General features: G+C 70.3%; 23 protein-coding genes and 1 tRNA gene. 14 read left to right on the forward strand and 10 right to left on the reverse strand.

The window, feature by feature from the left end; translation table 11 throughout:
* Window positions 1–71: 71 nt before the first annotated feature.
* On the forward strand, window positions 72–587 hold the full coding sequence (locus tag ACFWV8_RS15920) for an Lrp/AsnC family transcriptional regulator (protein ID WP_329384811.1): 516 nt from the start codon (window positions 72–74) through the stop codon (window positions 585–587).
* Between the two features lie 44 nt (window positions 588–631).
* Here the strand turns inward: ACFWV8_RS15920 and ACFWV8_RS15925 are convergent, their stop codons facing one another.
* Window positions 632–1,228 (reverse strand): TetR/AcrR family transcriptional regulator, encoded by a 597-nt coding sequence (locus ACFWV8_RS15925; protein ID WP_329384814.1) that lies wholly within the window; start codon window positions 1,226–1,228, stop codon window positions 632–634.
* Window positions 1,225–2,772 (reverse strand): 3-hydroxyacyl-CoA dehydrogenase, encoded by a 1,548-nt coding sequence (locus tag ACFWV8_RS15930; protein WP_384201609.1) that lies wholly within the window; start codon window positions 2,770–2,772, stop codon window positions 1,225–1,227. Before ACFWV8_RS15930 ends, ACFWV8_RS15925 begins: the two co-directional genes overlap by 4 nt.
* A 241-nt stretch (window positions 2,773–3,013) precedes the next feature.
* On the opposite strand from ACFWV8_RS15930, the gene paaN reads away from it, so the two are divergent.
* A complete protein-coding gene (gene paaN / locus ACFWV8_RS15935) occupies window positions 3,014–4,723 on the forward strand; it encodes a phenylacetic acid degradation protein PaaN (RefSeq protein WP_384201612.1) in 1,710 nt (569 codons plus the stop codon).
* A 114-nt stretch (window positions 4,724–4,837) separates the two neighbouring features.
* Here the strand turns inward: paaN and ACFWV8_RS15940 are convergent, their stop codons facing one another.
* From ACFWV8_RS15940 to ACFWV8_RS15950, 3 genes are read right to left on the reverse strand one after another with little or no spacing between them, the layout of a single operon-like run.
* Window positions 4,838–5,590 (reverse strand): TrmH family RNA methyltransferase, encoded by a 753-nt coding sequence (locus ACFWV8_RS15940; protein ID WP_384201615.1) that lies wholly within the window; start codon window positions 5,588–5,590, stop codon window positions 4,838–4,840.
* Window positions 5,591–5,624: 34 nt separating this feature from the next.
* The gene (locus tag ACFWV8_RS15945; protein ID WP_384201618.1) at window positions 5,625–6,923 is read right to left on the reverse strand and encodes an HTTM domain-containing protein; all 1,299 of its coding nucleotides are present in this window, start codon (window positions 6,921–6,923) and stop codon (window positions 5,625–5,627) included.
* Window positions 6,920–7,678 (reverse strand): DUF5819 family protein, encoded by a 759-nt coding sequence (locus ACFWV8_RS15950; protein WP_384201621.1) that lies wholly within the window; start codon window positions 7,676–7,678, stop codon window positions 6,920–6,922. The genes ACFWV8_RS15945 and ACFWV8_RS15950 overlap by 4 nt, the downstream gene beginning before the upstream one ends.
* A gap of 114 nt (window positions 7,679–7,792) precedes the next feature.
* On the opposite strand from ACFWV8_RS15950, the gene paaA reads away from it, so the two are divergent.
* The 5 genes from paaA to ACFWV8_RS15975 are packed head-to-tail and all read left to right on the forward strand — an operon-like array spanning window position 7,793 to window position 11,446.
* Window positions 7,793–8,842, forward strand: a complete 1,050-nt coding sequence (gene paaA / locus ACFWV8_RS15955) for a 1,2-phenylacetyl-CoA epoxidase subunit PaaA (protein WP_384201624.1) — start codon at window positions 7,793–7,795, stop codon at window positions 8,840–8,842.
* Window positions 8,839–9,129: a 1,2-phenylacetyl-CoA epoxidase subunit PaaB gene (paaB, locus tag ACFWV8_RS15960; protein WP_069628646.1), complete on the forward strand. Its 291-nt coding sequence runs from the start codon at window positions 8,839–8,841 to the stop codon at window positions 9,127–9,129. The genes paaA and paaB overlap by 4 nt, the downstream gene beginning before the upstream one ends.
* A complete protein-coding gene (gene paaC / locus ACFWV8_RS15965; protein WP_384201628.1) occupies window positions 9,126–9,899 on the forward strand; it encodes a 1,2-phenylacetyl-CoA epoxidase subunit PaaC in 774 nt (257 codons plus the stop codon). Before paaB ends, paaC begins: the two co-directional genes overlap by 4 nt.
* Window positions 9,893–10,396 (forward strand): 1,2-phenylacetyl-CoA epoxidase subunit PaaD, encoded by a 504-nt coding sequence (gene paaD, locus ACFWV8_RS15970; RefSeq protein WP_329384838.1) that lies wholly within the window; start codon window positions 9,893–9,895, stop codon window positions 10,394–10,396. Before paaC ends, paaD begins: the two co-directional genes overlap by 7 nt.
* Window positions 10,397–11,446 (forward strand): 2Fe-2S iron-sulfur cluster-binding protein, encoded by a 1,050-nt coding sequence (locus tag ACFWV8_RS15975; protein WP_384201631.1) that lies wholly within the window; start codon window positions 10,397–10,399, stop codon window positions 11,444–11,446.
* A 501-nt stretch (window positions 11,447–11,947) separates the two neighbouring features.
* Here ACFWV8_RS15975 and ACFWV8_RS15980 read toward each other — a convergent pair.
* From ACFWV8_RS15980 to ACFWV8_RS15995, 4 genes are all read right to left on the reverse strand, one after another.
* Entirely contained in the window at window positions 11,948–12,292 is a 345-nt protein-coding gene (locus ACFWV8_RS15980; protein ID WP_329384842.1) for a rhodanese-like domain-containing protein, read from the reverse strand.
* A gap of 71 nt (window positions 12,293–12,363) precedes the next feature.
* Window positions 12,364–13,326, reverse strand: a complete 963-nt coding sequence (locus tag ACFWV8_RS15985) for a J domain-containing protein (protein WP_384201635.1) — start codon at window positions 13,324–13,326, stop codon at window positions 12,364–12,366.
* A 101-nt stretch (window positions 13,327–13,427) separates the two neighbouring features.
* Window positions 13,428–14,888 carry a DUF2252 domain-containing protein gene (locus ACFWV8_RS15990; protein ID WP_384201638.1) on the reverse strand — a complete coding sequence of 487 codons (1,461 nt, stop codon included), beginning with the start codon at window positions 14,886–14,888 and terminating at the stop codon, window positions 13,428–13,430.
* A gap of 142 nt (window positions 14,889–15,030) precedes the next feature.
* The gene (locus tag ACFWV8_RS15995) at window positions 15,031–15,387 is read right to left on the reverse strand and encodes a winged helix-turn-helix transcriptional regulator (RefSeq protein WP_384201641.1); all 357 of its coding nucleotides are present in this window, start codon (window positions 15,385–15,387) and stop codon (window positions 15,031–15,033) included.
* Window positions 15,388–15,551: 164 nt separating this feature from the next.
* On the opposite strand from ACFWV8_RS15995, the gene ACFWV8_RS16000 reads away from it, so the two are divergent.
* Window positions 15,552–16,163 carry an FMN-dependent NADH-azoreductase gene (locus ACFWV8_RS16000; protein WP_384201644.1) on the forward strand — a complete coding sequence of 204 codons (612 nt, stop codon included), beginning with the start codon at window positions 15,552–15,554 and terminating at the stop codon, window positions 16,161–16,163.
* A 325-nt stretch (window positions 16,164–16,488) separates the two neighbouring features.
* Here ACFWV8_RS16000 and ACFWV8_RS16005 read toward each other — a convergent pair.
* Window positions 16,489–16,575: transfer RNA gene (locus tag ACFWV8_RS16005), tRNA-Leu, on the reverse strand.
* 315 nt (window positions 16,576–16,890) lie between these two features.
* On the opposite strand from ACFWV8_RS16005, the gene ACFWV8_RS16010 reads away from it, so the two are divergent.
* From ACFWV8_RS16010 to pknB, 6 genes are all read left to right on the forward strand, one after another.
* Window positions 16,891–17,748, forward strand: coding sequence for an FhaA domain-containing protein (locus tag ACFWV8_RS16010; RefSeq protein ID WP_384201647.1), 858 nt, complete (start codon window positions 16,891–16,893; stop codon window positions 17,746–17,748).
* 10 nt (window positions 17,749–17,758) lie between these two features.
* A complete protein-coding gene (locus ACFWV8_RS16015; RefSeq protein WP_329384922.1) occupies window positions 17,759–18,274 on the forward strand; it encodes an FHA domain-containing protein in 516 nt (171 codons plus the stop codon).
* Window positions 18,275–18,415: 141 nt separating this feature from the next.
* Window positions 18,416–19,933 carry a Stp1/IreP family PP2C-type Ser/Thr phosphatase gene (locus tag ACFWV8_RS16020; protein WP_384201651.1) on the forward strand — a complete coding sequence of 506 codons (1,518 nt, stop codon included), beginning with the start codon at window positions 18,416–18,418 and terminating at the stop codon, window positions 19,931–19,933.
* Between the two features lie 25 nt (window positions 19,934–19,958).
* Entirely contained in the window at window positions 19,959–21,368 is a 1,410-nt protein-coding gene (locus tag ACFWV8_RS16025) for an FtsW/RodA/SpoVE family cell cycle protein (RefSeq protein WP_329384926.1), read from the forward strand.
* Window positions 21,365–22,828, forward strand: a complete 1,464-nt coding sequence (locus ACFWV8_RS16030; protein ID WP_384201654.1) for a peptidoglycan D,D-transpeptidase FtsI family protein — start codon at window positions 21,365–21,367, stop codon at window positions 22,826–22,828. The genes ACFWV8_RS16025 and ACFWV8_RS16030 overlap by 4 nt, the downstream gene beginning before the upstream one ends.
* A gap of 357 nt (window positions 22,829–23,185) precedes the next feature.
* On the forward strand, window positions 23,186–25,195 hold the full coding sequence (gene pknB / locus ACFWV8_RS16035) for a Stk1 family PASTA domain-containing Ser/Thr kinase (protein ID WP_384201656.1): 2,010 nt from the start codon (window positions 23,186–23,188) through the stop codon (window positions 25,193–25,195).
* Window positions 25,196–25,288: the final 93 nt, after the last annotated feature.

Raw genomic sequence — 25,288 nt, forward strand, 5'->3', positions numbered from 1 at the left:
AGCCTGTGGACAAACGGTTCTGCACAGCCTGTGATGGGCACAGGGTGTCCAAGAGTGGAGAGGTGGGGGACATGGCGGCTGAACAAATGGCCGAGGACTGGGAGCGGACCGGGCAGCGGGAGCCGCCCGCCCGGCCGCTCGACGCGATCGACCACGACATCCTGCGCATCCTCCAGACGGACGGCCGCGCCTCGATACGGTCGGTGGCCGAGCGCGTCCATGTCTCGCGCGCCAACGCGTACGCCCGGATCAACCGGCTCGTCGAGGACCGCGTCATCCGCGGGTTCGGTGCCAGGATCAACCATGAACGGGCAGGTCAGGGCGCCTCCGCGTACATCACGCTCAAGATCGTGCAGAACTCCTGGCGCACGGTGCGCGAACAGCTCCAGGAGTTGCCGGGCGCCACGCACATCGCCCTGGTCAGCGGCGATTTCGACGTGCTGCTGCTGGTCCACGCGCCGGACAACCGGACGCTGCGGGAGCTGGTCCTGACCCGGCTCCAGTCGATCCCCGAGGTGCTGTCCACCCGCACCCTGCTGGTCTTCGAGGAGACCGACCTCGACCCGCCGGGCCCGCCCACGCCCTGAGAAGCCGGGGGCGGCCCGAGCGCCGTACGGGTGCCGTACAGGTGCTACGAGGATTCCCCGCGGAGCCCGTCGAACGCCATCCGTACGACCGTCTCGGCGACCTGGTCGCTGTCGTAGCCGCCGCCCGGCTGCGGCCGGTACCACTCCACGAGCGAATTGATCATGCCGAAGAGCAGCCGCGTCGCCAGCCGGATGTCCATGTCCGCGCGGAGGTCGCCGTCGGCCGCCGCCGCCTTCAGCAGGCCCGCGACCCGCTGGTCGAACTCGCGCCGCCGCTCCATGGCCCAGCGCTCGGTCCTGGTGTTGCCCCGCACCCGCAGCAGCAGAGTCACATAGGGCAGCTCCGCCATCAGGACCTCGACGGTGCGGCGCGTCACGTACTCGACCCGCTCGATGGCCCGGCCCCGCCCGGCGTCCGGCTCGTCGAGGATCCCGAAGAGGCCGTCGATGGCCCGGCTGACCGCCCGGCGCAGCAGCTCCTCCTTGCCCGAGACATGGTGGTATATGGAGGACTTGGAGATACCGGCGGCCTTCGACAGATGCTCCATGGAGGTGCCGTCGTAGCCGCGCTCGATGAAGACGCCGACGGCGACCGTGAGCAGTGTCTCGGGGGTGTAGGTGTCCCGCTTGGCGGTGGTCATGAGCCCGCCCCTTCCGGCGCGGCGCCGGCCGCCGACGCGGCCTCGGCGGCGGCGAGGCGGCGCAGCGCCTGCGAGGCGGCGTACCGGCCCGACGGATACTCCTCGTGCAGCCGCTCCAGCAGGTAGAGCGTCCGGTCGGCCCCCAGCTCCGCCACCCAGTCGAGCGGCCCGCGCGGGTAGTTCACGCCGAGCCGCATCGCGGTGTCGATGTCATCGGCGGACGCGACACCGCGCGCCAGGGCGTCGAGCGCGAAGTCGGCGAGCATGGCGACCGTACGGCCCACGATCATGCCGGGGACGTCGGCGATCACACTGACCTGCTTGCCGAGCGCCTGGAAGAGGCCCACGGCCGCGACGACGGACTCCTCGGGCACCGTGGCGGACGGCGCGAGGGCTATCCGGGTCGCGGCGCGGTAGTCGTGCGCGAGGTCGAAGTGGATCAGCCGCAGGTCGGAGGAGTCCGCCGCCTCGCCGTCGGTGAGGAAGAGGCGGGTGCCGCAGGGCAGTTCGAGCCAGCCGGGGTATCCGGGGACGGCGTCCTCCTTACGTATGACCTCGATCCCGGCCTCTTCGATCATCCCGGGCAGCGCCGCCGCGGCGAACAGCTCGCCCTGGACGACCACGGACGGCGGCGGGTCGGCGGGCGGCGCGGTCAGCGGTTCGGGCGCGGGGGCGCCGTCCTCGTAGGAGAACCAGCCCCGGCCCGACTTGCGTCCGAGCCGGCCCGACTCCACCAGGCGCCGCTGGGCCAGGGAGGGCGTGAAGCGCACGTCCTGGAAGAAGGACTCCCAGACGGAGCGCGTGACCGCCTCGTTGACGTCCTGCCCGATGAGATCGGTCAGTTCGAAGGGGCCCATCCGGAAGCCGCCGCACTCGCGCAGGACGGCGTCGATGGTCGCGGGGTCGGCGGCCCGCTCCTCGTACAGGCGCAGCGCCTCGGCGTAGTAGGGGCGGGCGACGCGGTTCACGACGAAGCCCGGGGTGTCGGCGCAGCGCACGGGCGTCTTGCCCCAGGCGGCCGCCGTTTCCCGGGCGCGCGTGGCCGCGCTCTCCTCGGTCGCGTGCCCGCTGACGACCTCGACCAGCGGCAGGAGCGGCGCGGGGTTGAAGAAGTGCAGGCCGACGAAGCGGCCGGGGAGGCGCAGGGCGCCCGCGACGGCCGTGACGGAGAGGGAGGAGGTGTTGGTGGCGAGCAGGCAGTCGTCGCCGACGATGTGCTCCAGCGCCGCGAACAGCTCCTGTTTGACGGTCAGTTGCTCCAGGACGGCTTCGACGACGAGGGCGGCGTCCGCGAGCTCGGACAGTTCCGCGGCGGGCAGCAGCCGGGCCTTGGCGCTGTCGCGGGCGTCCGCGTCCAGCCGCCCCTTCTCCGTCAGCCGGTCCAGCCGGGCTCCGACGGCGTCGGCCGCCTGCTGTGCGCGGCCGGGCAGGACGTCGTAGAGGCGCACGGGATGTCCGGCGACGAGGGCCACCTGGGCGATTCCCTGTCCCATCGTGCCGGCGCCGACCACCGCGACGACGCGGGAGCGCTCGATTGCTGTCATGACCCGATCCTCCTGTATGAACATCCGCCGCGATACGTGATCTCCCAAGGAGACCGGTCGCGGGCGGCGATCAGCCGGAACTGACCGGAACGACACCGTCCGCGGCGACGGGAAAGCGCGGGTTTTCCACAGCCCCCCTTGTCCCGACCGATCGTTCGGTTACTCTAACTCTGTCCGTCGCTCGTGTCCCCCTGTCGCTCATTTCCCCGATCCCGCCCAGCTCGACGAGGAGTTGGTCCTCATGGCCGCCCAGCTCAGCCCCCAGCAGCTCAACGAGAAGCACCGGCCCACGCTCGACCAGGCCCTCGACGCGATTCGCACGCGTGCCTACTGGTCGCCGCACCCTGAGCACCCGAAGGCGTACGGCGAGAGCGCGCCGGCCGAGGGCCTGGCCGCGTTCAAGGCCCTGCACGGCACCCGTATCGACCTCGATCAGCCGGGCACCGACGGCTGGACGGGCGGCGAGACCTCGCCGTACGGGCCGGAGCTCGGCGTCGAGTATCCGCACGCCGACATCGACGTCCTGCTGCCCGCCATGCGTGCCGGCATGAGCGCCTGGCGCGCGGCGGGGCCCGAGACGCGCGCCCTGGTCAGCCTGGAGATCCTGGCCAGGATCAGCGCCAGGACCCACGAGTTCGCCCATGCCGTGATGCACACCAGCGGACAGGCGTTCATGATGGCGTTCCAGGCGGGCGGACCGCACGCCCAGGACCGCGGCCTGGAGGCGGTGGCGTACGCGTATCAGGAGCAGACCCGCACGCCCGCCGACGCCGGCTGGTCCAAGCCCCAGGGCAAGCGCGACCCCCTGGAGCTGCGGAAGTCCTTCACGGCCGCGCCGCGCGGCATCTCGCTGCTGATCGGCTGCAACACCTTCCCGACATGGAACGGCTATCCGGGCCTGTTCGCCTCGCTGGCCACCGGCAATCCGGTCCTCGTCAAGCCGCACCCGCGCGCGGTGCTGCCCCTCGCCCTCACGGTGCGGGTGGCCCGCGAGGTGCTCGCCGAGGCCGGCTTCGACCCGAATCTGGTCGCGCTGGCCGCCGAGCGGCCCGGCGAGGGCATCGCCAAGACCCTGGCCGTCCGGCCCGAGATCAAGATCATCGACTACACCGGGTCCACCGCCTTCGGCGACTGGCTGGAGACCAACGCCCGCCAGGCGCAGGTCTACACGGAGAAGGCGGGCGTCAACACGGTCCTCGTGGACTCCACCGACGACTACAAGGGCATGCTCGCCAATCTGGCCTTCTCGCTCTCGCTCTACAGCGGCCAGATGTGCACCACCCCGCAGAATCTCCTCATCCCGCGCGACGGAATCACGACGGACGCGGGCCCGAAGTCCTTCGACGAGGTGGTCGCCGACCTGGCGGCATCGGTGAGCGGCCTGCTGGGCGACGACGCCCGAGCCAACGGCCTGCTCGGCGCGCTGGTCAACCCGGACGTGAAGAGCAGGCTGGACGCGGCGGACGGTCTCGGGGACGTGGCGCTCGCCTCGCGCGTGATCGCCAATCCGGACTTCCCGGACGCCCTGGTCCGTACGCCGGCGATCGTCAAGTCCGACGGCTCGCGCAAGCAGTGGGACCCGGCGGCGGGGGCGAACGGCTCGGAGGCGCCGTATCTGTCGGAGTGCTTCGGCCCGGTCTCGTTCGCGGTCGCCGTGGAGTCGACCGAGGAGGCGCTGGAGCTGCTGCGCCGTACGGTCCGCGACAAGGGCGCGATGACGGTCGGGGCGTACACGACATCGGCCGGGACGGAGCGCGCGGTCGAGGACGTCTGTGTGGAAGAGCTGGCCCAGCTGTCCCTGAACCTGACGGGCGGGGTCTATGTGAACCAGACGGCGGCCTTCTCCGACTTCCACGGCTCGGGCGGGAATCCGGCGGCGAACGCGGCGCTGTGCGACGCGGCGTTCGTGGCCAACCGCTTCCGTACGGTGGAGGTCCGCCGCCAGGCGTGACACCGCGCCCGTGCCCGGCCGTCGAACGGCGGCCGGGCGCGGGGTGGTTGGGCGCAGGGCGGTTGGGCGCAGGGCGGTTGGGCCGGGCGGGCCGGTGCGGCCCGGCCCTGCACGTCAGTTCGGCCCGCCCCAGTGGAACAGCGCCATGGCCACGCTGGTGGCGAGGTTGTAGCTGGAGACCTGGGGGCGCATCGGCAGCGCCAGCAACGTGTCGGCGCGCGCCCGCAGTTCGGCCGAGAGCCCGTGCCGTTCGGAGCCGAAGGCGAGCAGCGCGTCGTCGGGGAGAGTCACCGACCGGATGTCCGCCCCCTCCGGATCCAGGGCGTACAGCGGCCCCGGGGGGAAGTCGTCGGGTGCCAGCCGCTCGACGGCGGTGGCGAAGTGCAGCCCGGCGCCGGCGCGGACGACGTTCGGGTGCCAGGGATCGAGATCCCCGGTGGTCACCACCCCGGTCGCGGCGAACCCGGCCGCGAGCCGCACCACCGCCCCGACGTTCCCGAGATTGCGGGGATTGTCGAGGACGACGACGGGAGAGCGCCGGGGCGCCGCCGCCAGCGCGGCCAGATTCTCCGTACGGCCACGCCTGACGGCCAAGGCGACCACCCGCGTCGGGTGCACCTTCGGCACCAGCTCCCGCAGATCATCGGCGGGCACTTCGACCAGCGACGCCCGCAGGGTGCCGACCAGATCGTCGGCGAGCTCGGCCGCCAGGGCGAGCACGGACTCCTTGTCGCTCGTGACCGCGAGCCGCACGTCCGCCCCGAACCGCAGCGCGTGCTTCAGCGCGTGGAAGCCGTCGAGCACCACGGCGCCAGGGGCTTGGTCGTGCCACAACCGCAGGGCGCTCGCGGGATCGACGTCGTTCATCGCCCCAGCGTAGGCGGGCGGACGGGGAGAGCCGTCACCGGACGAGCGAGGGGTCCGCCTCCACACCGGGCGGTCCCGGAGGTGTCGCGTCCTGCGCGGCAGACCCGGCGTCGTCGCCCGTGCGCCGGTCCGGCATGTCGGCCCCGTCACCGCCCTTGGGCACCGGCCCCTTGGTGAAGCGCAGCCGCAGGCGCGTCGCCGCGTGGCCGATCCGGATCATGAAGCTGGTCGGCAGGAAGACGGCGTCGGCGGCGATCATGGCAAGCGAGAAGAACGGCAGCCCGAGCAGGACGGCGATGCCCGCGTGCTCCAGCATCATCGCCACCAGCAGGACGTTCTTGACCCGCCGGTTGAAGAGCGTGAACGGGAACGCGACCTGGACCATGACCGTGCCGTACGTCAGCGCCATCACGATCAGGCCGCTGGAGGCCAGGATGTCGGCGAGAGCGGGCCAGGGGGCGAAGTAGTCCAGGTGCAGCGGGTAGTAGAGCGCGGTGCCGTCCTGCCAGCGCGACCCCTGGATCTTGTACCAGCCGGCCGTGGCGTAGATCAGACAGACCTCCGCCATGATCACGACGAGTGCGCCGTTGTGCGCGAGGTTCGCGATGACATCCAGCAGCGCGCGCGGCTCGCTCTTCGGCGCGTAACGGTTCAGCGCCCACCACAGCCCCTGGGAGAGCCACAGCGTCCACAGCAGCGCCGTCACCCACCACTCGCCGCCGGTCCTGTCCAGCAGCGTGCCCAGCAGGGCGACACCGAGCACGGCCCACAGGAGGGGCCCGACCCGGTCCACGGGTGCGGCCTTGCCGGAGGCGACGGCGCGCGCGGCGCGGTCCTCCCGGCGGGCGTCGAGCGACCAGACCCGGCCGCAGCGGGTGAGCACCAGATAGATCGCCATCAGATGGATGACGTTGTCGCCGCCGTCGCCCATGAAGATGCTGCGGTTCTGGAGGGACAGCACGCCCACCATGAAGAGCACGGACATGGTGCGGGTGCGCCAGCCGAGCATCAGCAGGGCGCTGGACAGTACGGAGACGGCGTAGACGATCTCGAACCAGACACCGCTCTCGGACCACATCAGCGTGGTGAACGCGCCGTTGCCCGCGATCAGTTGCTGGGCCATGTCCCAGCTCCACGGGCTGCCGGGCCCGTACAGCTCACGGCGGTTGGGCAGTTCGCGCAGTAGGAAGAGGAGCCAGGCGGCGGAGAATCCGATCCGGACGACGGCGCTCTGGTGGGGACCGAGGGGCCGGGAGGTGACGCGCTGGAGGACGAGCGCGGCCTTGTGGGCGACGGTGGGGGCGTGGGCGGGAGTGTGGGCGGGGCGGCTCATCCGCGGGCCTCCGTACGGCTGCCGGCACGCGGGCCGTCGCCCGGCGAGCCGTCGTTCCGCACGCCTTCGGACAGATCGCCCGGGGTCACGGTCCACCACGGGAAGACGCGGTAGCCGGGCTTGGTGTTGGTCTTCTCACCGCTCCACGGGGGCGCCTGGACGACCCGGGCGGCGGAGCGGAGCTGAATGCGCTCGACGGGGCCGCCGAGGTCGTACGACTCCAGGCGCAGCATCACGATCCTGCGTATGTAGCTCTCGGAGAGCTGCCCGCGCAGACCGTTGGGGCGGGCCTTGTCGTCGTGGGAGTTGACGTAGAAGTCCCAGCCCCGGCGCAGTTCGTTCTGGTCGACATGGCTGGGGAAGGGGTTGCCGCGGATCGCCTCGGCGTCGTCGGCGGTCAGATTGATCCAACCGGTCGTCTCGCGCGCTCCGTCCGCCGTGTTCACGTCGGCGCGGACCTCGACGGCGATGTTCTGCTGGAGGGGATTGGGCGCGAAGAGCTTCCAGTTCTGTTCGAACTCGGGATAGATCCAGTCGCCCACCTGCTCGCTGTACTCCTTGGAGACGGTGTTCTGGGGCGCGACGTGCAGGAACACCATGGCCACATGGCCCACGGCGAGCAGCCCGACGACCGCGAGGGCGACGGCGGCGACCACCTGGTACGGGAAGGAGAGCCCGGCTATCCCCGGTGTCGGAGCCGCTGGTGGACCCGGTGGAGATTCCGGGTTTCCACCCTTGTCGTCGTTCGAATCCATCCCGCCCCGATCCCCGTCTTCCCACAGTCGGTTATCCACAGGGTTGACACCCTACGGGCCGCCGACCGACCATTGAAGTCATTGAACCGAACGATCGGTCGGTAGGGGGCCCGGATGACCGCAGTGACCGCGGGGACGGCTGTGGAGGCAACGGTGGAGACGACGGCAGCGGCGTACGAGGCGGCGTTCGACGCCGCGGTGGCCGCCGACGAGCGCATCGAGCCCCGTGACTGGATGCCGGAGGCCTACCGTGCGTCGCTCGTCCGCCAGATGGCCCAGCACGCGCACTCGGAAATCATCGGCATGCAGCCGGAGGCGAACTGGATCACGCGCGCGCCCTCGCTGCGGCGCAAGGCGATCCTGATGGCCAAGGTGCAGGACGAGGCGGGGCACGGGCTGTATCTCTACAGCGCGGCCGAGACCCTGGGCACAAGCCGCGACGAGCTGCTCGACAAGCTCCACTCCGGCCGCCAGAAATACTCGTCGATCTTCAACTACCCGACGCTGACCTGGGCGGACGTCGGCGCGATCGGCTGGCTGGTGGACGGGGCCGCGATCACGAACCAGGTCCCGCTCTGCCGCTGCTCCTACGGCCCGTACGCCCGCGCGATGGTCCGTATCTGCAAGGAGGAGTCCTTCCACCAGCGCCAGGGGTACGAATCGCTGCTGGCCCTCAGCCGTGGCACGCCCGCGCAGCACGAGATGGCGCAGGACGCGGTGAACCGCTGGTGGTGGCCCTCCCTGATGATGTTCGGCCCGCCGGACGACGAGTCGGCGCACTCCGCGCAGTCGATGACCTGGAAGATCAAGCGGCATTCGAACGACGAGCTGCGGCAGCGGTTCGTCGACATCTGTGTCCCCCAGGCCGAGACGCTCGGTCTCACGCTCCCCGACCCGGACCTGAAGTGGAACGAGGAGCGGGGACAGCACGACTTCGGGACGATCGACTGGGACGAGTTCCGCGAGGTCCTGAAGGGCAACGGCCCCTGCAACGAGCAGCGGATCAGCCAGCGGCGCCGCGCCCATGAGGAAGGCGCGTGGGTGCGCGAGGCGGCGACGGCGTACGCGGCGAAGCACAGCGGCACTGACAGCGGCGGTGGCAGCGGCACCGGAACCGGCGGCGCGGACATCGCGCGCCCCGTGGAGAAAGAGGCGACGGCATGAGCGGATCGACCCAGTGGCCTCTGTGGGAGGTCTTCGTGCGGTCCCGCCGCGGGCTCTCGCACACGCACGCGGGCAGCCTGCACGCCCCGGACGCCGAGATGGCGCTGCGCAACGCGCGCGACCTCTACACCCGGCGCAGCGAGGGTGTGTCGATCTGGGTGGTCCCCTCCGCCTCGGTCACGGCGTCCTCGCCGGACGAGAAGGACTCGTTCTTCGAACCGGCCGGCGACAAGCCCTACCGGCACCCGACGTTCTACGAGATCCCGGAAGGGGTGCGTCACCTGTGACCGGCACCCCGACCGCGACGGCGCTCGCCCTCGCCGACGACGCCCTGATCCTTTCGCACCGGCTGGGGGAGTGGGCGGGACACGCACCCGAGCTGGAAGAGGACGTGGCGCTCGCCAACATCGCCCTGGATCTGCTGGGCCAGGCCCGGATCCTGTACTCCCTGGTGGGGGACGAGGACAAGCTGGCCTATCTGCGCGAGGAGCGCGCCTTCCGCAATCTCCAGCTGGTCGAGCAGCCGAACGGCGACTTCGCGCACTCGATCGCCCGCCAGCTCTACTTCTCCACCTATCAGCGGCTGTTGTACGAGGAGTTGGCGACCGGTGACGGGCCGTTCGCCGGGCTCGCCGCCAAGGCCGTGAAGGAAGTCGACTACCACCAGGACCATGCCGAGCAGTGGACGCTGCGGCTCGGTGACGGCACCGCCGAGAGCCATGGGCGGATGCAGCGGGCCTGTACGGCGCTGTGGCGGTTCACCGGCGAGATGTTCTCACCCCTGGACGGAAGCGCCGGACGCGACGGCAGCGGTGCCGGCGAGCGCGAGGGGTACGGCGAGGGGCTGGACGGCGTCAACAGGCAGGAGCTGGCGGAGCGTTGGCTCTCCTCGGTCACGGCGGTGCTTGAGCGCGCGACGCTGACGGTGCCCGACGGGCCGCGCGCCGGGGCATGGACGGCGGGCGCGGGACGGCAGGGCCTGCACACCGAGTCCTTCGGCCGGATGCTCGCCGAGATGCAGCACCTGCACCGCAGCCACCCGGGAGCGTCATGGTGAGCGCAGCCGGACCGACCGCGCTGGAGAGCGAACTGCGCGCGCTCGCCGGCTCGGTCCCCGACCCCGAACTGCCCGTGCTGACGCTGGAGGAGCTGGGCGTGCTGCGTGCCGTCCATGTCTCTGGACCAGGCAGGGTCGAGGTCGAGCTGACCCCCACGTACACCGGCTGCCCGGCGATCGAGACGATGTCCTCGGACATCGAGCGGGTGCTGCACGAGAAGGGGATACCGGACGTCTCCGTCGTCACGGTGCTCTCCCCCGCCTGGTCGACAGACGACATCAGTGCCGAAGGGCGGCGCAAACTCGCGGAGTTCGGCATAGCCCCGCCCCGTCCGCACCCTACGGACGGACCGGTGCCACTCAGCCTCGGTATCCGCTGCCCGCACTGCGGCTCGACCGACACCGAACTGCTGAGCAGGTTCTCCTCCACCGCGTGCAAGGCGCTGCGCCGCTGCTCGTCCTGCCGCGAACCGTTCGACCACTTCAAGGAGTTGTAGATGTTCCATCCGCTCCGCGTCAGCGAGGTCGAGCGGCTCACGGACGACTCGGTGACCGTCACCTTCGCCGTGCCGCCCGAGCTGGACGAGACGTTCCGCCACACTCCGGGCCAGCACATCGCGCTGCGCCGAATCGTGGACGGCGAGGAGATCCGTCGTACGTACTCGATCTGCGCGCCCGCCGGCGAACGGCCCGTCCTGCGGGTGGGCATCCGGCTGGTCGAGGGCGGCGACTTCTCGACGTACGCCCTGAAGGAACTCGCCGTGGGCGACACGGTCGAGGTCATGGAACCGACCGGCCGCTTCGTACTCCCGCCGCGCCCCGGGCACTTCGCCGCGATCGTCGGCGGCAGCGGGATCACCCCGGTGCTGTCGATGGCCTCGACGCTCCTCGCGCGGGAGCCGGACGCCCGGTTCTGTCTGATCCGCAGCGACCGCACCGTGGCTTCGACGATGTTCCTGGAGGAGGTCGCCGACCTCAAGGACCGCTTTCCGGACCGCTTCCAGCTGGTCACGGTCGTGTCCAGGGAGGAGCAGCAGGCAGGGCTCCCCTCGGGCCGGCTGGACGAGGAGCGACTGGCGGCGCTGCTGCCCGCGCTGCTCCCGGTCGACAGGGTCGACGGCTGGTTCCTGTGCGGCCCCCTGGGCCTGGTGAAGGGCGCGGAGCGGGCGCTGCGCGGCCTGGACGTCCGGCGGAAGGCGATCCACCAGGAGATCTTCCACGTGGACGACGGCGCCCTGGACGCGGCGCCGACGCTGAACGCGACCACCGTAGGAAGCACACTCACCGCGACGCTCGACGGCCGCTCGGGCAGCTGGCCGGTCCAGGAGGGGGACTCCCTGCTGGAGACGGTACTGCGCAGCCGGTCGGACGCGCCGTACGCGTGCAAGGGCGGCGTCTGCGGCACCTGCCGCGCGTTCCTGGTCTCGGGCGAGGTACGGATGGACCGCAACTTCGCCCTGGAGCCGGAGGAGACGGAAGCGGGCTACGTACTGGCCTGCCAGTCCCACCCGGCCACCAAGGAGGTCGAATTGGACTTCGACCGCTGACGCGACGGGTCGGACGCGCTGTACGCCTCCAACACGCCGGGCGGGGCCCTTCCGGATCGCCCCACACTCGACGTACGCGAGCGCCTGAAGCCGACGCAGAGGGCAGCTCCCGTGCCCGAAGGGCCGCGGGGGAGCACGCCTACCAACAAGTCGTCAGCCGCTCCGGGCCGGGCGTGAACCACCCTCGGCCCTCCTACGGGCACGCACGGACCTCCCCCGCGCGCCCCGCGGGGGAGCACCGCCCGCCGGGGAACGGCCGTGCGCTCGTCGGCGCGTGCGCTCGCACGGCGACGCTGACGCACGACCCGGGCGGGGATCCGCCAGATCACCCCGCACCGGACGTACGCGAGCGGCTGAAGCCAACGCGGACGGCACCCCCCGTGCCCTGCCCGAAGGGCTACGGGGGGCTCGGTCAGAGCACGAACCCGGGGCCGCGGTAACCGCTCCGCAGCAGGTCCGAGCCGGACCGGGCCCTCCGAACAGGCCCCAGGGCGCCCCCCGTCAGAGCACGAACGCCGGGCTGCCGTTGTCGGTGACCATCGGGCGCCCCGCGCCCTCCCAGGCCTGCATGCCGCCCTCGACGTTCGCCGCGTCGACGCCCTGCTGGACCAGGTACTGGGTGACCTGCGCGGACCGTCCGCCGACCCGGCACATGACGAAGGCCTTGCGCCCGTCGGCGACCGCCTCGGTCACCTCACCGAAGCGCGCCACGAATTCACTCATCGGGATGTGCAGCGCGCCCTCGACATGGCCCGCCGCCCATTCGTCGTTCTCACGGACGTCGAGCACCAGACCGTCGGACGGGACCGCCGCGGCATCCACCGCGGGCAGCTGGGCGAAACTCATGTGATGTGCCTTCTCTCGTACGTGTGGATCCCCCGGTGCGACAGATACAGCCTCGCGCACGGAGCGCGCCGTCACTGCACCAACCGCGCCAGTTCGGACTCGCGTGCCGAAACCTCCGCCAGCAACTGCTCGGCGATCTCCTCCAGCAGCCGGTCGGGGTCGTCCGGCGCCATCTGAAGCATCGCGCCGATCGCGCTCTGCTCCAGATCCTGCGCCACGATCGTCAGCAGCTCCTTGCGCCGGGCCAGCCAGTCCAGCCGGGCGTAGAGCTCCTCGTTCTCGCTCAGGCGCGGTTCCTTCGGCACGGGCCCCGCCGCCCACTCCTCGGCGAGCTGCCTGAGCAGCGCCTCGTCCCCGCGTCCGTACGCCGCGTTCACGCGCGTGATGAACTCGTCCCGGCGGGCCCGCTCCGTGTCGTCCTGCGCGAGATCCGGGTGCGCCTTGCGGGCCAGGTCGCGGTAGAGCTTGCGCACCTCGTCCGTCGGCCGCACCCGCTTCGGCGGCTGCACGGGCTGGTCCGTCAGCATCGCCGCGGCCTCGGGCGACAGACCGTCGGAGTCGAGCCAGTCGTGGAACAGCTCCTCGATCCCCGGCATCGGCTGCACCATCGCCCGCGCCTCACGCGCCTTGCGCAGATCCTCGGGGTCGCCCGACCGGGAGGCACGGGCCTCGGCGATCATCGCGTCCAGCTCGTCCAGCCGCGAGTACATGGGGCCGAGCCGCTGGTGGTGCAGCCGGGAGAAGTTCTCCACCTCGACCCGGAAGGTCTCCAGGGCGATCTCGAACTCGATCAGCGCCTGCTCCGCGGCCCGCACCGCCCGCTCCAGCCGCTCGGACTCCTGCCCCGGACCGGCAGCCCCCTCGGCTCCCCCCGCCCCGTCTCCGGCGCCCTGCGGGGCATCCACGCCCTCCGTGGCCGCCCCCGCCGTGGCTTCCCCGCCCGTGGTGGCATCCGTCGTCGCATCCGGCACGTCTGGCACGTCCTGCTCGTCGTCGTTACGGATCGTCGGCTCCCGGAAGGCGTCCTGCGTCACCCGTCCAGCCTACGGGCGGACCCGCCCCCCTCCTTCACATCCCTGGTCCCACACCCCCGCGAGCTCCGTCGGCCCCAGCCCCCGCCGGGGCCCCGTCGCCCTCACACCCCGAGCTCAGCGGCGATCCGCCCGCTCCTGACAGCCGTCACCAGCTCCGAGTGATCCGCCTCGGTCCGGTCCGCGTACGCGACGGCGAAAGCCGCGACCGCCTCGTCCAGCTCCTCGTTCTTGCCGCAGTAGCCCGCGACGAGCCTCGGGTCCACGCTGTGCGCGTGCGCCCTGGCCAGCAGCGCGCCGGTCATCCGCGCGTAGTCGTCGACCTGGTCCGCCGGGAGCGCGGCCGGGTCCACACTGCCCTTGCGGTTCCTGAACTGCCGTACCTGATACGGCCTGCCGTCCACCGTCGTCCAGCCCAGCAGGTTGTCGCTCACGACCTGCATCCGCTTCTGCCCGAGCACCACCCGGCGCCCCTCGTGCTCCACGCCCGGCGTCTCGAACCCCGCGGCCCCCACGAACGGCAGCAGCGCCGAGGCCCGCGCCTCCTTCACCTGAAGCACCAGCGCCTCGCCCCGGTGGTCCAGCAGCAACACCACGTACGAACGCGTCCCGACACTGCCCGTGCCGACCACCCGGAACGCCACGTCATGGATCGCGTACCGCGCGAGCAGCGGCAGCCGGTCCTCCGAGAGCGTGCCCACGTACTCACCGAGCGCCGCCGCGACCGCCGCGGCCTCCCCGTCCGGCACCCGCCGCAGCACCGGCGGCGCGTCGACGAACCGCCGCCGCGCCACCCCACCCGCGCCCCCGCCCTCGTCGCCGTCGCCGTCGTCCACGATCTCCGTCGACTTCGCGGCGAACCGCGCGCTCGTGTTCTTACGCGCCTTCTCCGACACCCGCTCCAGCGTGCCCATCAGGTCGCGCGCGTCCGTGTGGGAGACGAGCTCCTCGTCCGCGATCGCGTTCCACGCGTCCAGGGCCGACAGCTTCGACAGCAGCCGCATCGTGCGCCGGTACGCCCCCACGGCGTCCCTGGCGCCCCTGCGGCACGTCTCCTCGTCCGCACCCGCCTCCCGCCCGGCGAGCACCAGCGAGGTCGCGAGCCGCTTGACGTCCCACTCCCAGGGGCCGACCACCGTCTCGTCGAAGTCGTTCAGATCGATGACGAGGCGGCCTCGCGCGTCCCCGTACAGCCCGAAGTTCGCCGCGTGCGCGTCACCGCAGATCTGCGCGCCCGCGCCGGTCACCGGTGTCCCCACCAGGTCGTGCGCCATCAGTCCGGCCGCGCCCCGCAGAAACGCGAAGGGAGAAGCGGCCATCCGGCCCACCCGCAGCGGCGTCAGCTCGGGCACCCGGCCCCGGCCCGACTCCTCGACGGCCCGCACCGCGTCCGGCCGCGAGGCCGAGAGCACCAGCGAATCGTGCGACGACCTCGGCACCCGCTGCCTCAGTGCCTTCCCCGCGTCCTTCGGCGTGCTCCCCGCCCCGCCCGGCACCATACGCCGCGCGAAACCCGGCACCACCGGAATGCGCTCGTCCGTCACCACCGAACCAGCCTCGCCCATGGCACGCCGCCTCCCCCGTACTCGCCCAACATCAACTGCCCACGACGTTACCCCCGTGCCCCACGGCCGTCTCCCCCTGTGGATAACCCCGCGAACCCCCAGCTCCCGCCGGTGCGGCAGGGTCCGAACGGCACGACGGGCCTCAGCATGTGTCCGAGCAGCCGCTCTCGCCGGCCAGGTGCTTCTCGGCCCACCGCCCCAGTTCCTCCAGCGCGGGTTCCATCGCCGCCCCCGCGTCCGTAAGCCGATAAGCGACGCGCAGCGGCGGCCCTTCGTCGACCTCTCGTACGAGCAGCCCCGCGCCCGCCAGCTCTGTCAGCCGGTCGGACAGCATGCGCTCGCTGATGCCGGGGATCGCCCGCCTCAACTCCGCGAAGTGCACGGCGCCCGGCATGAGAACAGAAACGATCAACCCGGTCCACCTCTTGCCGAACAGCTCGAAGACGCGGGTCATCCCCACATCCGCCGGCTTGCACAGGTCCCCGTGGCTTCCCTCCATGGCTCCAGAGTACTGCGAACCAAAGAGGAACTAATAAAAAGTAAGCTACTGTGTTATCAATAGGTACGTACGAAAGTGCGGCAACGCGAGCACCGGCACCCCGCCGGACGCTCCCACCACCCACTCGTACGTCCACTCATCCGTGAACCCCACTGGAGAACCTCATGGCCACGTTGCTGCACCTCGACTCCGCCGTTTCCCCGCAGGCATCCGCCTCGCGCGAAGTCACCGCCGCGTTCGTACAGAGCTGGCGTGAGCAGCACCCACAAGGCGCGGTCGTCTACCGCGATCTCGCGGCAGCCCCGCTGCCGCACCTGGACATCGCCGCCGTCGCGGCGGGCGCCGAGAACGCGCTGCGCGCCGAGCTCGCCGCCGAACTGGCGGCCGCGGACGCGGTTCTCATCGGCGCCCCGATGTACAACTTCACGATCCCGTCCACCCTGAAGGCATGGCTGGACCACGTGATCATCACCGGCCACAACTCCGGTGACGACAGCCCGATCAAGGGCAGGCCGTTCACGGTCGTCGCCAGCCGGGGCGGCTCCTACGCGGCCGGAACCCCGCGCGAGGACTTCGAGTTCGTCCAGAACTATCTGGAGAAGGTGCTGAACGGCATGTTCGGCGTCGAGGTCGACTTCATCGTTCCCGAACTGACCCTGGCCCACCGGGTTCCCGCCATGACGGACCTCATCCCGCTCGCCGAGGCCTCCCGCGCGAAGGCGCAGGAAGAGGCCGCCGAGAAGGCCAAGGCCCTCGCCGCCCGCCTCGCCGCCTGACCCCCGAGGACGGACCGACCGCGAGGACGGACCAGGCAACACCGCGAGGACAGACCGGGGCAACACCGGCAGACCGACCCGCACCCAAGACCGTACCGGGTGCGGGCCGGCCCGTCTCCACCCCCCGCTCCGCACGCGCCCGGTGACATGCGTCACCGCACCACCCGCGCGCACCACCCACGCCGGCCACCAGCCGCACCAGCCGCACCGGCAACACCGCACGCACCACCGGCCACACGCCCCGACGGCGGGATCCGGACATACGAGAAGCGGGCCTCCACCAGGACTTTCGTCCTTGGCGGAGACCCGCTTCCTCGGTCTCTTCTGGTGCGCGAGGGGGGAGTTGAACCCCCACGCCCTTTCGGGCACTGGAACCTGAATCCAGCGCGTCTGCCTATTCCGCCACCCGCGCATTGGGTGTGCCGTCGAGCCTCTCACCTGCTGGTGTGATCGCCTGGCGACATCGAAAAGATTAGCACGCTGCACAGCGTGGAATCACATCCGTTTGTCCCGGCGACCCGGCCGGGGAACAAGCAACCTCAAGCGGCCTCCCCCCACTCCTCCGGAGTGCACCCCGCGTGCGGGACACTGTCCTGAGGCCGCCTCTACGATCCGTGTGAGAGGTGACACTCATCGACGGGGCAGACAAGGGGAACCAGCCGATTTCCCGACGCGTGGATACGATCAGTAAGCAGTACCAGGACGGCGACGACGAAGGAGGTGCCCCATGGGAGTCCTGAAGCGGTTCGAGCAGCGACTCGAAGGTCTGGTCAACGGCACCTTCGCGAAGGTGTTCAAGTCCGAGGTCCAGCCTGTGGAGATCGCCGGCGCCCTTCAGCGTGAGTGCGACAACAACGCCACGATCTGGAACCGCGAGCGCACCGTCGTCCCCAACGACTTCATCGTGGAGCTGAGCGCGCCGGACTTCGAGCGCCTCAGCCCGTACTCGGGACAGCTCGGCGACGAACTCTCCGGGCTCGTCCGCGACTACGCGAAGCAGCAGCGCTACACCTTCATGGGCCCGATCAAGGTCCATCTGGAGAAGGCCGACGACCTCGACACCGGTCTGTACCGGGTGCGCAGCCGCACCCTCGCGTCGAGTACGTCACAGGGCCCCGAGCACGGCCCGGGACCCGCCCCCGCGCGGGGCCCCGCGGCCCCGCCGGCCGCACCGCCCGGTGGCTACGGCTATCCGCCATCGTCCCCGCCTCCCATGCCGTCGGCACCCCCGCCGGGTGCCGTACGCCCGGGACAGGGTGCGCAGGCGCCGTCGACACCGCCCCCCGGGACGATGCCGGGCGCCCAGGTCCGCCGGTGGATCGAGATCAACGGCAACCGCCACCAGATCTCCCGCCCCACGCTGGTGCTGGGCCGCAGCACCGACGCCGACGTGCGGATCGACGACCCCGGCGTCTCGCGCCGGCACTGCGAGATTCGGACCGGAACGCCCTCGACGATCCAGGATCTCGGGTCCACCAACGGCATCGTGGTAGACGGACAGCACACCACCCGCGCTACGCTCCGCGACGGCTCGCGGATCGTCGTGGGCCAAACCACCATCGTTTACCGGCAAGCCGAAGGGTGAAGCGGGGGCAATGTCAGAGCTGACCCTGACGGTCATGCGGCTAGGTTTCCTAGCCGTTCTGTGGCTGTTCGTGATTGTGGCCGTCCAGGTCATTCGGAGCGATCTGTTCGGCACACGTGTCACGCAGCGCGGCTCACGCCGCAACGCCGACGCACGGCCGCCGCAGGGCGCCGCCCGCCAGACCCCCGCGCCGCCCGCACAGCGGCAGCAGGGCGGCCGGCAGCGCCGGGGGGCGCCCACGAAGCTGGTCGTCTCGGAGGGGATCCTCACCGGCACCACGGTGGCCCTCCAGGGACAGACCATCACTCTGGGACGGGCGCACGACTCAACGATCGTGCTGGACGACGACTACGCGTCCAGCAGGCATGCCAGGATCTACCCGGACCGGGACGGTCAGTGGATCGTCGAGGATCTCGGGTCCACCAACGGCACGTATCTCGACCGGACCCGGCTCACCACCCCGACACCGATTCCGCCGGGCGCGCCGATCCGCATCGGCAAGACCGTCATCGAGCTGCGGAAGTAGTACGACAATGAGCGAGCGGAGCGAGCGAGCCGCGGCGGTCCTGACGTGGGACCGCGGCAGGCTCCCGACCGGAGGGTGGGCAGTGTGGCTCGAGACCGGCTGGCGCCACATTCGGCTGGCGAACCGACAGGAGAGGCGCGCATGAGTCTTTCTCTGCGCTTCGCCGCCGGGTCGCACAAAGGCATGATCCGGGAGGGGAACGAGGACTCCGGCTACGCCGGTCCCCGGCTCCTGGCCATCGCCGACGGCATGGGCGGCCAGGCCGCCGGCGAGGTCGCCTCGTCCGAGGTGATCTCCACGCTCGTGCAGCTCGACGACGACGTGCCGGGATCGGACATCCTCACCTCGCTCGGTACCGCGGTCCAGCGCGCCAACGACCAGCTGCGTGTGATGGTCGAGGAGGACCCCCAGCTGGAGGGCATGGGCACGACGCTCACCGCCCTCCTGTGGACGGGCCAGCGCCTCGGGCTCGTACACGTCGGTGACTCCCGCGCGTACCTCCTGCGCGACGGCGTCCTCACGCAGATCACCCAGGACCACACCTGGGTGCAGCGCCTCGTCGACGAGGGGCGTATCACGGAGGAAGAGGCAACCACCCACCCGCAGCGCTCCCTGCTGATGCGCGCGCTGGGCAGCGGCGACCATGTCGAGCCGGATCTCTCGATCCGTGAAGTCCGCGCGGGCGACCGCTACTTGATCTGTTCTGACGGCCTCTCCGGCGTTGTCTCGCACCAGACCATGGAAGAGACCCTGGCGAGCTACCAGGGCCCGCAGGAGACCATCCAGGACCTCATCCAGCTCGCTCTGCGCGGTGGCGGTCCCGACAACATCACCTGCATCGTCGCCGACGTCCTGGACGTCGAGTCGAACGACACCCTCGCCGGGCAGCTCAACGACACCCCGGTCGTCGTCGGCGCCGTCGCCGAGAACCAGCAGCTGCACGCCGCCGAGAGCGACCCGTCGATGCAGACGCCCGCCGGCCGCGCCGCCGGCCTGGGCCGTCCCGTACCGCAGCAGCACCAGCCGCCGCCGGGCGGCTTCGGCCCGCCGGGCAGCGGAGACGGAGCCGGTTACGGCGGCATGCCGCCGGACGCCGGCTTCGGCGCCTACAACGACGACGACTTCGCCAAGCCGCGTTCCGCGGGCCGCAAGTGGTTCAAGCGCTCGTTCTTCACCGCGCTCGCACTCGTCGTCGTCGGCGGCGGTCTGTACGGCGGCTACCGCTGGACCCAGACCCAGTACTACGTGGGTGCCAACGACGAGCACGTCGCGCTCTACCGGGGCATCAGCCAGGACCTGGCGTGGGTCAACCTGTCGAAGGTCGAAGAGAACTTCACCAAGGTCGAACTCAAGTACCTGCCGCCGTACCAGCGCAAGCAGGTCGAGGACACGATCGCCGAGGGCAGCAAGGCCTCCGCACGCACCAAGATCGAGGATCTCTCCAAGCAGGCCGCCGCGTGCAAGAAGGACGAACAGCGCCGCGAGTCCGAGCGCGCGGCGAACGCGATCACCGGCGAGGGCGAGGCCGGCGGCACGACCGGTACGAAGCCGAAGGCCGGCACCAGCACCGACACCAAGCCGAACACAGCGACTCCCACTCCGGGCCCGAGCCTCTCGGAGGAGGAGCAGAAGCTGGCCTCGAACTGCGGTAAGCAGTAGCCGGCCGTAAGGGGCCTTCACCACCATGAGCGTTGTCACCAACACGACCACCATCGGCGCGATCGAAGCACCGAGCCGCCGCAACACCGAGCTCGCGATGCTCGCCTTCGCCGTCGTCATCCCCGTCTTCGCCTACCTGAACGTGGGCCTGGCGGTCAACGACGAAGTGCCCAGCGGCATGATCGGGTACGGCCTGGGCATCGGGCTGCTGGCCGGTATCGGCCATCTCGTGGTGCGTAAGTTCGCCCCGTACGCCGATCCGCTGCTGCTGCCGCTCGCGACGCTGCTCAACGGCCTCGGGCTCGTCCTCATCTGGAGGCTGGACCAGTCGCCGCGGCTGATCGACCGCGCCAACCGCATCTTCGGTTCGTTCACCCCGGACGCCCCCAAGCAGCTGCTGTACTCGGCGATCGGCATCGCGCTCTTCGTCGCCGTGCTGCTGCTGCTCAAGGACCACCGGATCCTCCAGCGCTACACCTACATCTCGATGGCGGTGGCGCTGGTCCTGCTGATCCTGCCGGTCTTCTTCCCGGCGGTGAACGGCGCGAAGATCTGGGTCAGCATCGGCCCCTTCAACGTCCAGCCCGGCGAGTTCGCGAAGATCATCATCGCGATCTTCTTCTCCGGCTACCTCATGGTGAAGCGCGACGCCCTCGCGCTCGCCAGCCGCCGGGTGATGGGCCTCTACCTGCCGCGCGGCCGTGACCTCGGCCCGATTCTCGCGGTCTGGGCCATGTCGATCCTGATCCTGGTCTTCGAGACCGACCTCGGTACCTCGCTGCTCTTCTTCGGTCTCTTCGTGATCATGCTGTACGTCGCCACGGAGCGGACCAGCTGGATCGTCTTCGGTCTGGTGATGTCGGCCGCGGGCGCTGTCGGAGTCGCCACGTTCGAGCCGCACGTCCAGCAGCGCGTCGAGTTCTGGCTCAACCCCTTCGCGGAGTCCACCTGGGAGCAGAGCGACCAGATCGGCCAGGCGCTGATGTCCTTCGGCGCCGGCGGCACGCTCGGCACCGGACTCGGCCAGGGCAACTCCGACCTGATCGGCTTCGCGGCCAACTCCGACTTCATTCTCTCCACCGTCGGCGAGGAGTTCGGCCTGGCGGGCATGATGGCGTTCCTGCTGATCTACGGCCTGATCGTGGAACGTGGCGTACGCACCGCGCTCGCCGCCCGCGACCCCTTCGGCAAGCTCCTGGCGATCGGCCTCTCCGGCGCCTTCGCCATCCAGGTCTTCGTCGTCGCAGGCGGCGTCATGGGCCTCATCCCGCTGACCGGTATGACGATGCCGTTCGTCGCGGCCGGTGGTTCGTCGGTGATCGCCAACTGGGCGCTGATCGGCATCCTCATCCGGATCAGCGACACCGCGCGCCGTCCCGCCCCGGCGCCCGCACCCTCACCCGACGCCGAGATGACCCAGGTGGTCCGACCGTGAACAAGCCCCTGCGCCGCATCGCGATCTTCTGCGGACTGCTCGTGCTGGCGCTGCTGGTGCGTACCAACTGGCTCCAGTACATCGAGGCCGACGAACTCAACACTCATGAGAAGAACCGCCGCGTACTCATCGAGCGGTACGCGAAGGAACGCGGCAACATCGTTGTGGACGGCAAGCCGATAACCGGCTCCGCCAAGACGAAGGACACCGACTTCAAGTACAAGCGGACCTATCTCGACGGTCCGATGTGGGCGCCGGTCACCGGATACGCCTCACAGGCGTTCGGTGCCACGCAGATCGAGAGCATCGAGGACGGCATCCTCACCGGCAACGACGACCAGCTCTTCTTCGACCGCACGATGGCGATGTTCACCGGCGACGAGGAGAAGGGCGGCAACGTCGTCACGACCCTCAACGGCGCCGCCCAGAAGGCCGCTTTCGAAGGTCTCGGTAAGAAGAAGGGCGCTGTCGCCGCGATCGAACCGGGCACCGGCAAGATCCTCGCGCTGGCGTCCACCCCCTCGTACGACCCCTCGACGTTCGCCGGCAACTCCCTCGACTCGGACACCCCGGCGTGGGAGAAGCTCAAGGACGATCCCGACAAGCCGCTGCTGAACCGCGCGCTGCGCGAGACGTATCCGCCCGGCTCCACCTTCAAGGTCCTCACGGCCGCCGCCGCCCTGGAGCACGGTGTCGTCGACGACATCGACGCGAAGACCGAGTCCCCGCTCCCATGGATCATGCCGGGGACGACGACCCCGCTGGAGAACGAGGGCAATATTCCCTGCAAGGACGCGACCCTCAGGGAAGCGCTGCGGGTCTCGTGCAACACCGTCTTCGGCAAGCTCGGCTTCAACGTCGGCAAGGAGAACATGCTGGAGACCGCGAAGAAATTCGGCTTCAACGAAGAACAGTTCGTTCCGGTCCGCGCCAACGCCTCGATCTTCCCCGAGGAATTGAACGATTCGCAGACCGCGCTCTCCTCCATCGGGCAGTTCGACACCCGTACCACCCCGCTCCAGATGGCCATGGTCGTCTCCGCCATCGCCAACGACGGCAAGCTGATGAAGCCGTACATGATCGACCAGCTCGAAGCCCCGAACCTGGACGTCATCAAGAAGACCGAGCCCGAGGAGATGGGCCAGCCCGTCAGCCAGGAGCACGCGCAGATGCTCCAGGAGATGATGGAGACGGTGGTCAACGAGGGCACCGGTACGAACGCCAAGATCCCCGACGTCACGGTCGGCGGCAAGACCGGCACCGCGCAGCACGGCGAGAACAACAGCAAGAACCCGTACGCCTGGTTCATCTCCTACGCCAAGGGCGAGAACGGGTCGCCGGTGGCTGTCGCCGTCGTGGTCGAGGACAGCGACGCGGTCCGCGACGACATCTCGGGTGGCGGTCTCGCCGCCCCGATCGCCAAGGACGTCATGAAGGCCGTGATCGACAGCAAGAAGTAGTCAGGACATTCCGTAATGGCCCGGACAGTTGTCGAAGCTGTCCGGGCCATTGTCGGACCCGGCGGGGAACCGCCGGCGGAAACCGGAGAAGTTTCCCTCTACACCGAACTCGGCGGGAGGTGGCGGTGGAATGCCGGCGAAATCGGAATTCGGACGGCAATGTCCCACCGGTGACTTGGCTCACCGCCGGGGCCAGGTGCGTTAACCACCGATATGTGGCCATTCAAGTACCAGTCCTGTATCAGCTACCAGGGACGGTCGGACCGGATGCGGCGTGCCCGGTAGCGTATGCGCGAACAGCACACCGCCGGACCGCACACCGGTGCGGTCGGGACAGACGGAGAGGGCTGGAACAGTATGGAAGAGCCGCGTCGCCTCGGCGGCCGGTACGAGCTGGGCTCGGTGCTCGGCCGTGGTGGCATGGCCGAGGTGTACCTCGCGCACGACACCCGGCTCGGCCGCACCGTCGCTGTGAAGACGCTGCGGGCCGACCTCGCCCGCGACCCGTCCTTCCAAGCCCGGTTCCGCCGAGAGGCCCAGTCGGCCGCCTCGCTCAACCACCCCGCGATCGTCGCTGTCTACGACACGGGTGAGGACTACGTCGACGGGGTGTCCATCCCGTACATCGTGATGGAGTACGTCGACGGGTCCACTCTGCGCGAGCTGCTGCACTCCGGACGCAGACTTCTGCCCGAGCGCACGCTGGAGATGACCGTAGGGATCCTCCAGGCGCTGGAGTACTCGCACCGGGCCCAGATCGTCCACCGCGACATCAAGCCGGCCAACGTCATGCTGACGCGCACCGGCCAGGTCAAGGTCATGGACTTCGGCATCGCCCGCGCCATGGGCGACTCCGGCATGACGATGACCCAGACCTCCGCGGTCATCGGCACCGCGCAGTACCTCTCCCCCGAGCAGGCCAAGGGCGAGCAGGTCGACGCGCGCTCCGACCTGTACTCCACCGGCTGTCTGCTCTACGAGCTGCTGACCGTGCGCCCGCCCTTCATCGGTGACTCACCGGTCGCCGTGGCGTACCAGCACGTACGGGAGGAGCCGCAGCCGCCGAGCAACTTCGACCCCGAGATCACGCCCGAGATGGACGCGATCGTGCTGAAGGCCCTCGTCAAGGACCCGGACTACCGGTACCAGTCCGCCGACGAGATGCGCGCCGACATCGAGGCCTGCCTCGACGGCCAGCCCGTCGCGGCGACGGCGGCGATGGGCTCGGTCGGTTACGCGGGCGGCTACGGCGGCTCCGACGACCAGCCCACCACGGCTCTGCGCACCGCCCCGCCCGGCGGCGGCCAGACGTCGATGATGCCGCCGGTCAACCCCGACGACGGCGGTTACGGCAACTACGACGACCGTCCCGACCGGCGCCGGCAGAAGAAGTCCAACACCTCGACGATCCTGCTGATCCTCGCCGGCGTCCTAGTGCTCGCGGGCGCCATCCTGATCGGCAAGGCGGTCTTCGGCGGCGACAACAGCGGCACCCAGCAGGTCACCGTGCCGCAGCTCGTGGGGGAGACGCTGGAGGAGGCGAAGGGGCTGGCGAGCAACGCGTCGGTCGAAGTCGCCCAGTCCGGGACGGACCGCTGCGACCAGCCCAAGGGCGCCATCTGCTCCCAGCAGCCGGCGTCCGGTCAGAAGATGGAGCAGGGCGACACCATCCAGGTCGTCGTCTCCGAGGGCGCTCCGAAGGTCCAGGTGCCCGACGTCGCCGACGAGACCGTCGAGGACGCCACCAAGACTCTTCAGGAAGCCGACTTCAAGGTCGAGACCAAGCAGGTCGAGAGCGACCAGGACCCCGGCACCGTCGTCAGCCAGAAGCCATCCGGCGGCTCGGAGGCGGAGAAGGGCGCGACAGTCACGCTCTCCGTCGCCAAGCAGGCGCAGGTCCAGGTGCCACCGGTCACGGACCAGGCGTTCGACGCGGCGAAGAGCCAGCTCGAAACGCTCGGCTTCACGGTCGCGCGTACCGACGTGGACTCCGAGAAGCCCGCGAACACGGTCGTCGGCCAGAGCCCGGAGGGCAACACCAAGGCGCCCAAGGGCAGTCAGGTCACGCTCCAGGTCTCGAAGGGGCCGCAGCAGCCGGAGAAGGTGCAGATCCCCGGCGACCTCGCGGGCAAGACCGTCGCCGAGGCGAAGGCCCAGCTGGAGGCGCTCGGCCTGGCCGTCGCACTGGCGCCGAACTCGCCGGACGACCCCAACGCACGGGTGATCGCGACCAACCCGGGCGGCAACCAGCCGGTCGACAAGGGCAGCACGGTGACGCTGTTCGTGGCACCGACCGGCGGCAACAACGGGGGCGGCGACAACGGAGGCGGAGGATTCATCGGCGGTCAAGGTGGATTCGGCGGCTGAGGCCGTCCCCTCCTAAGGAGGTGAAGAAGCCCCGGCATCCTCTTGAGGATGCCGGGGCTTCTTCGTGTTCCCGGTGACCGGTACCGCTGCGGT

It is taken from the genome of Streptomyces sp. NPDC058665, from assembly GCF_042714995.1.
GTDB lineage: Bacteria > Actinomycetota > Actinomycetes > Streptomycetales > Streptomycetaceae > Streptomyces.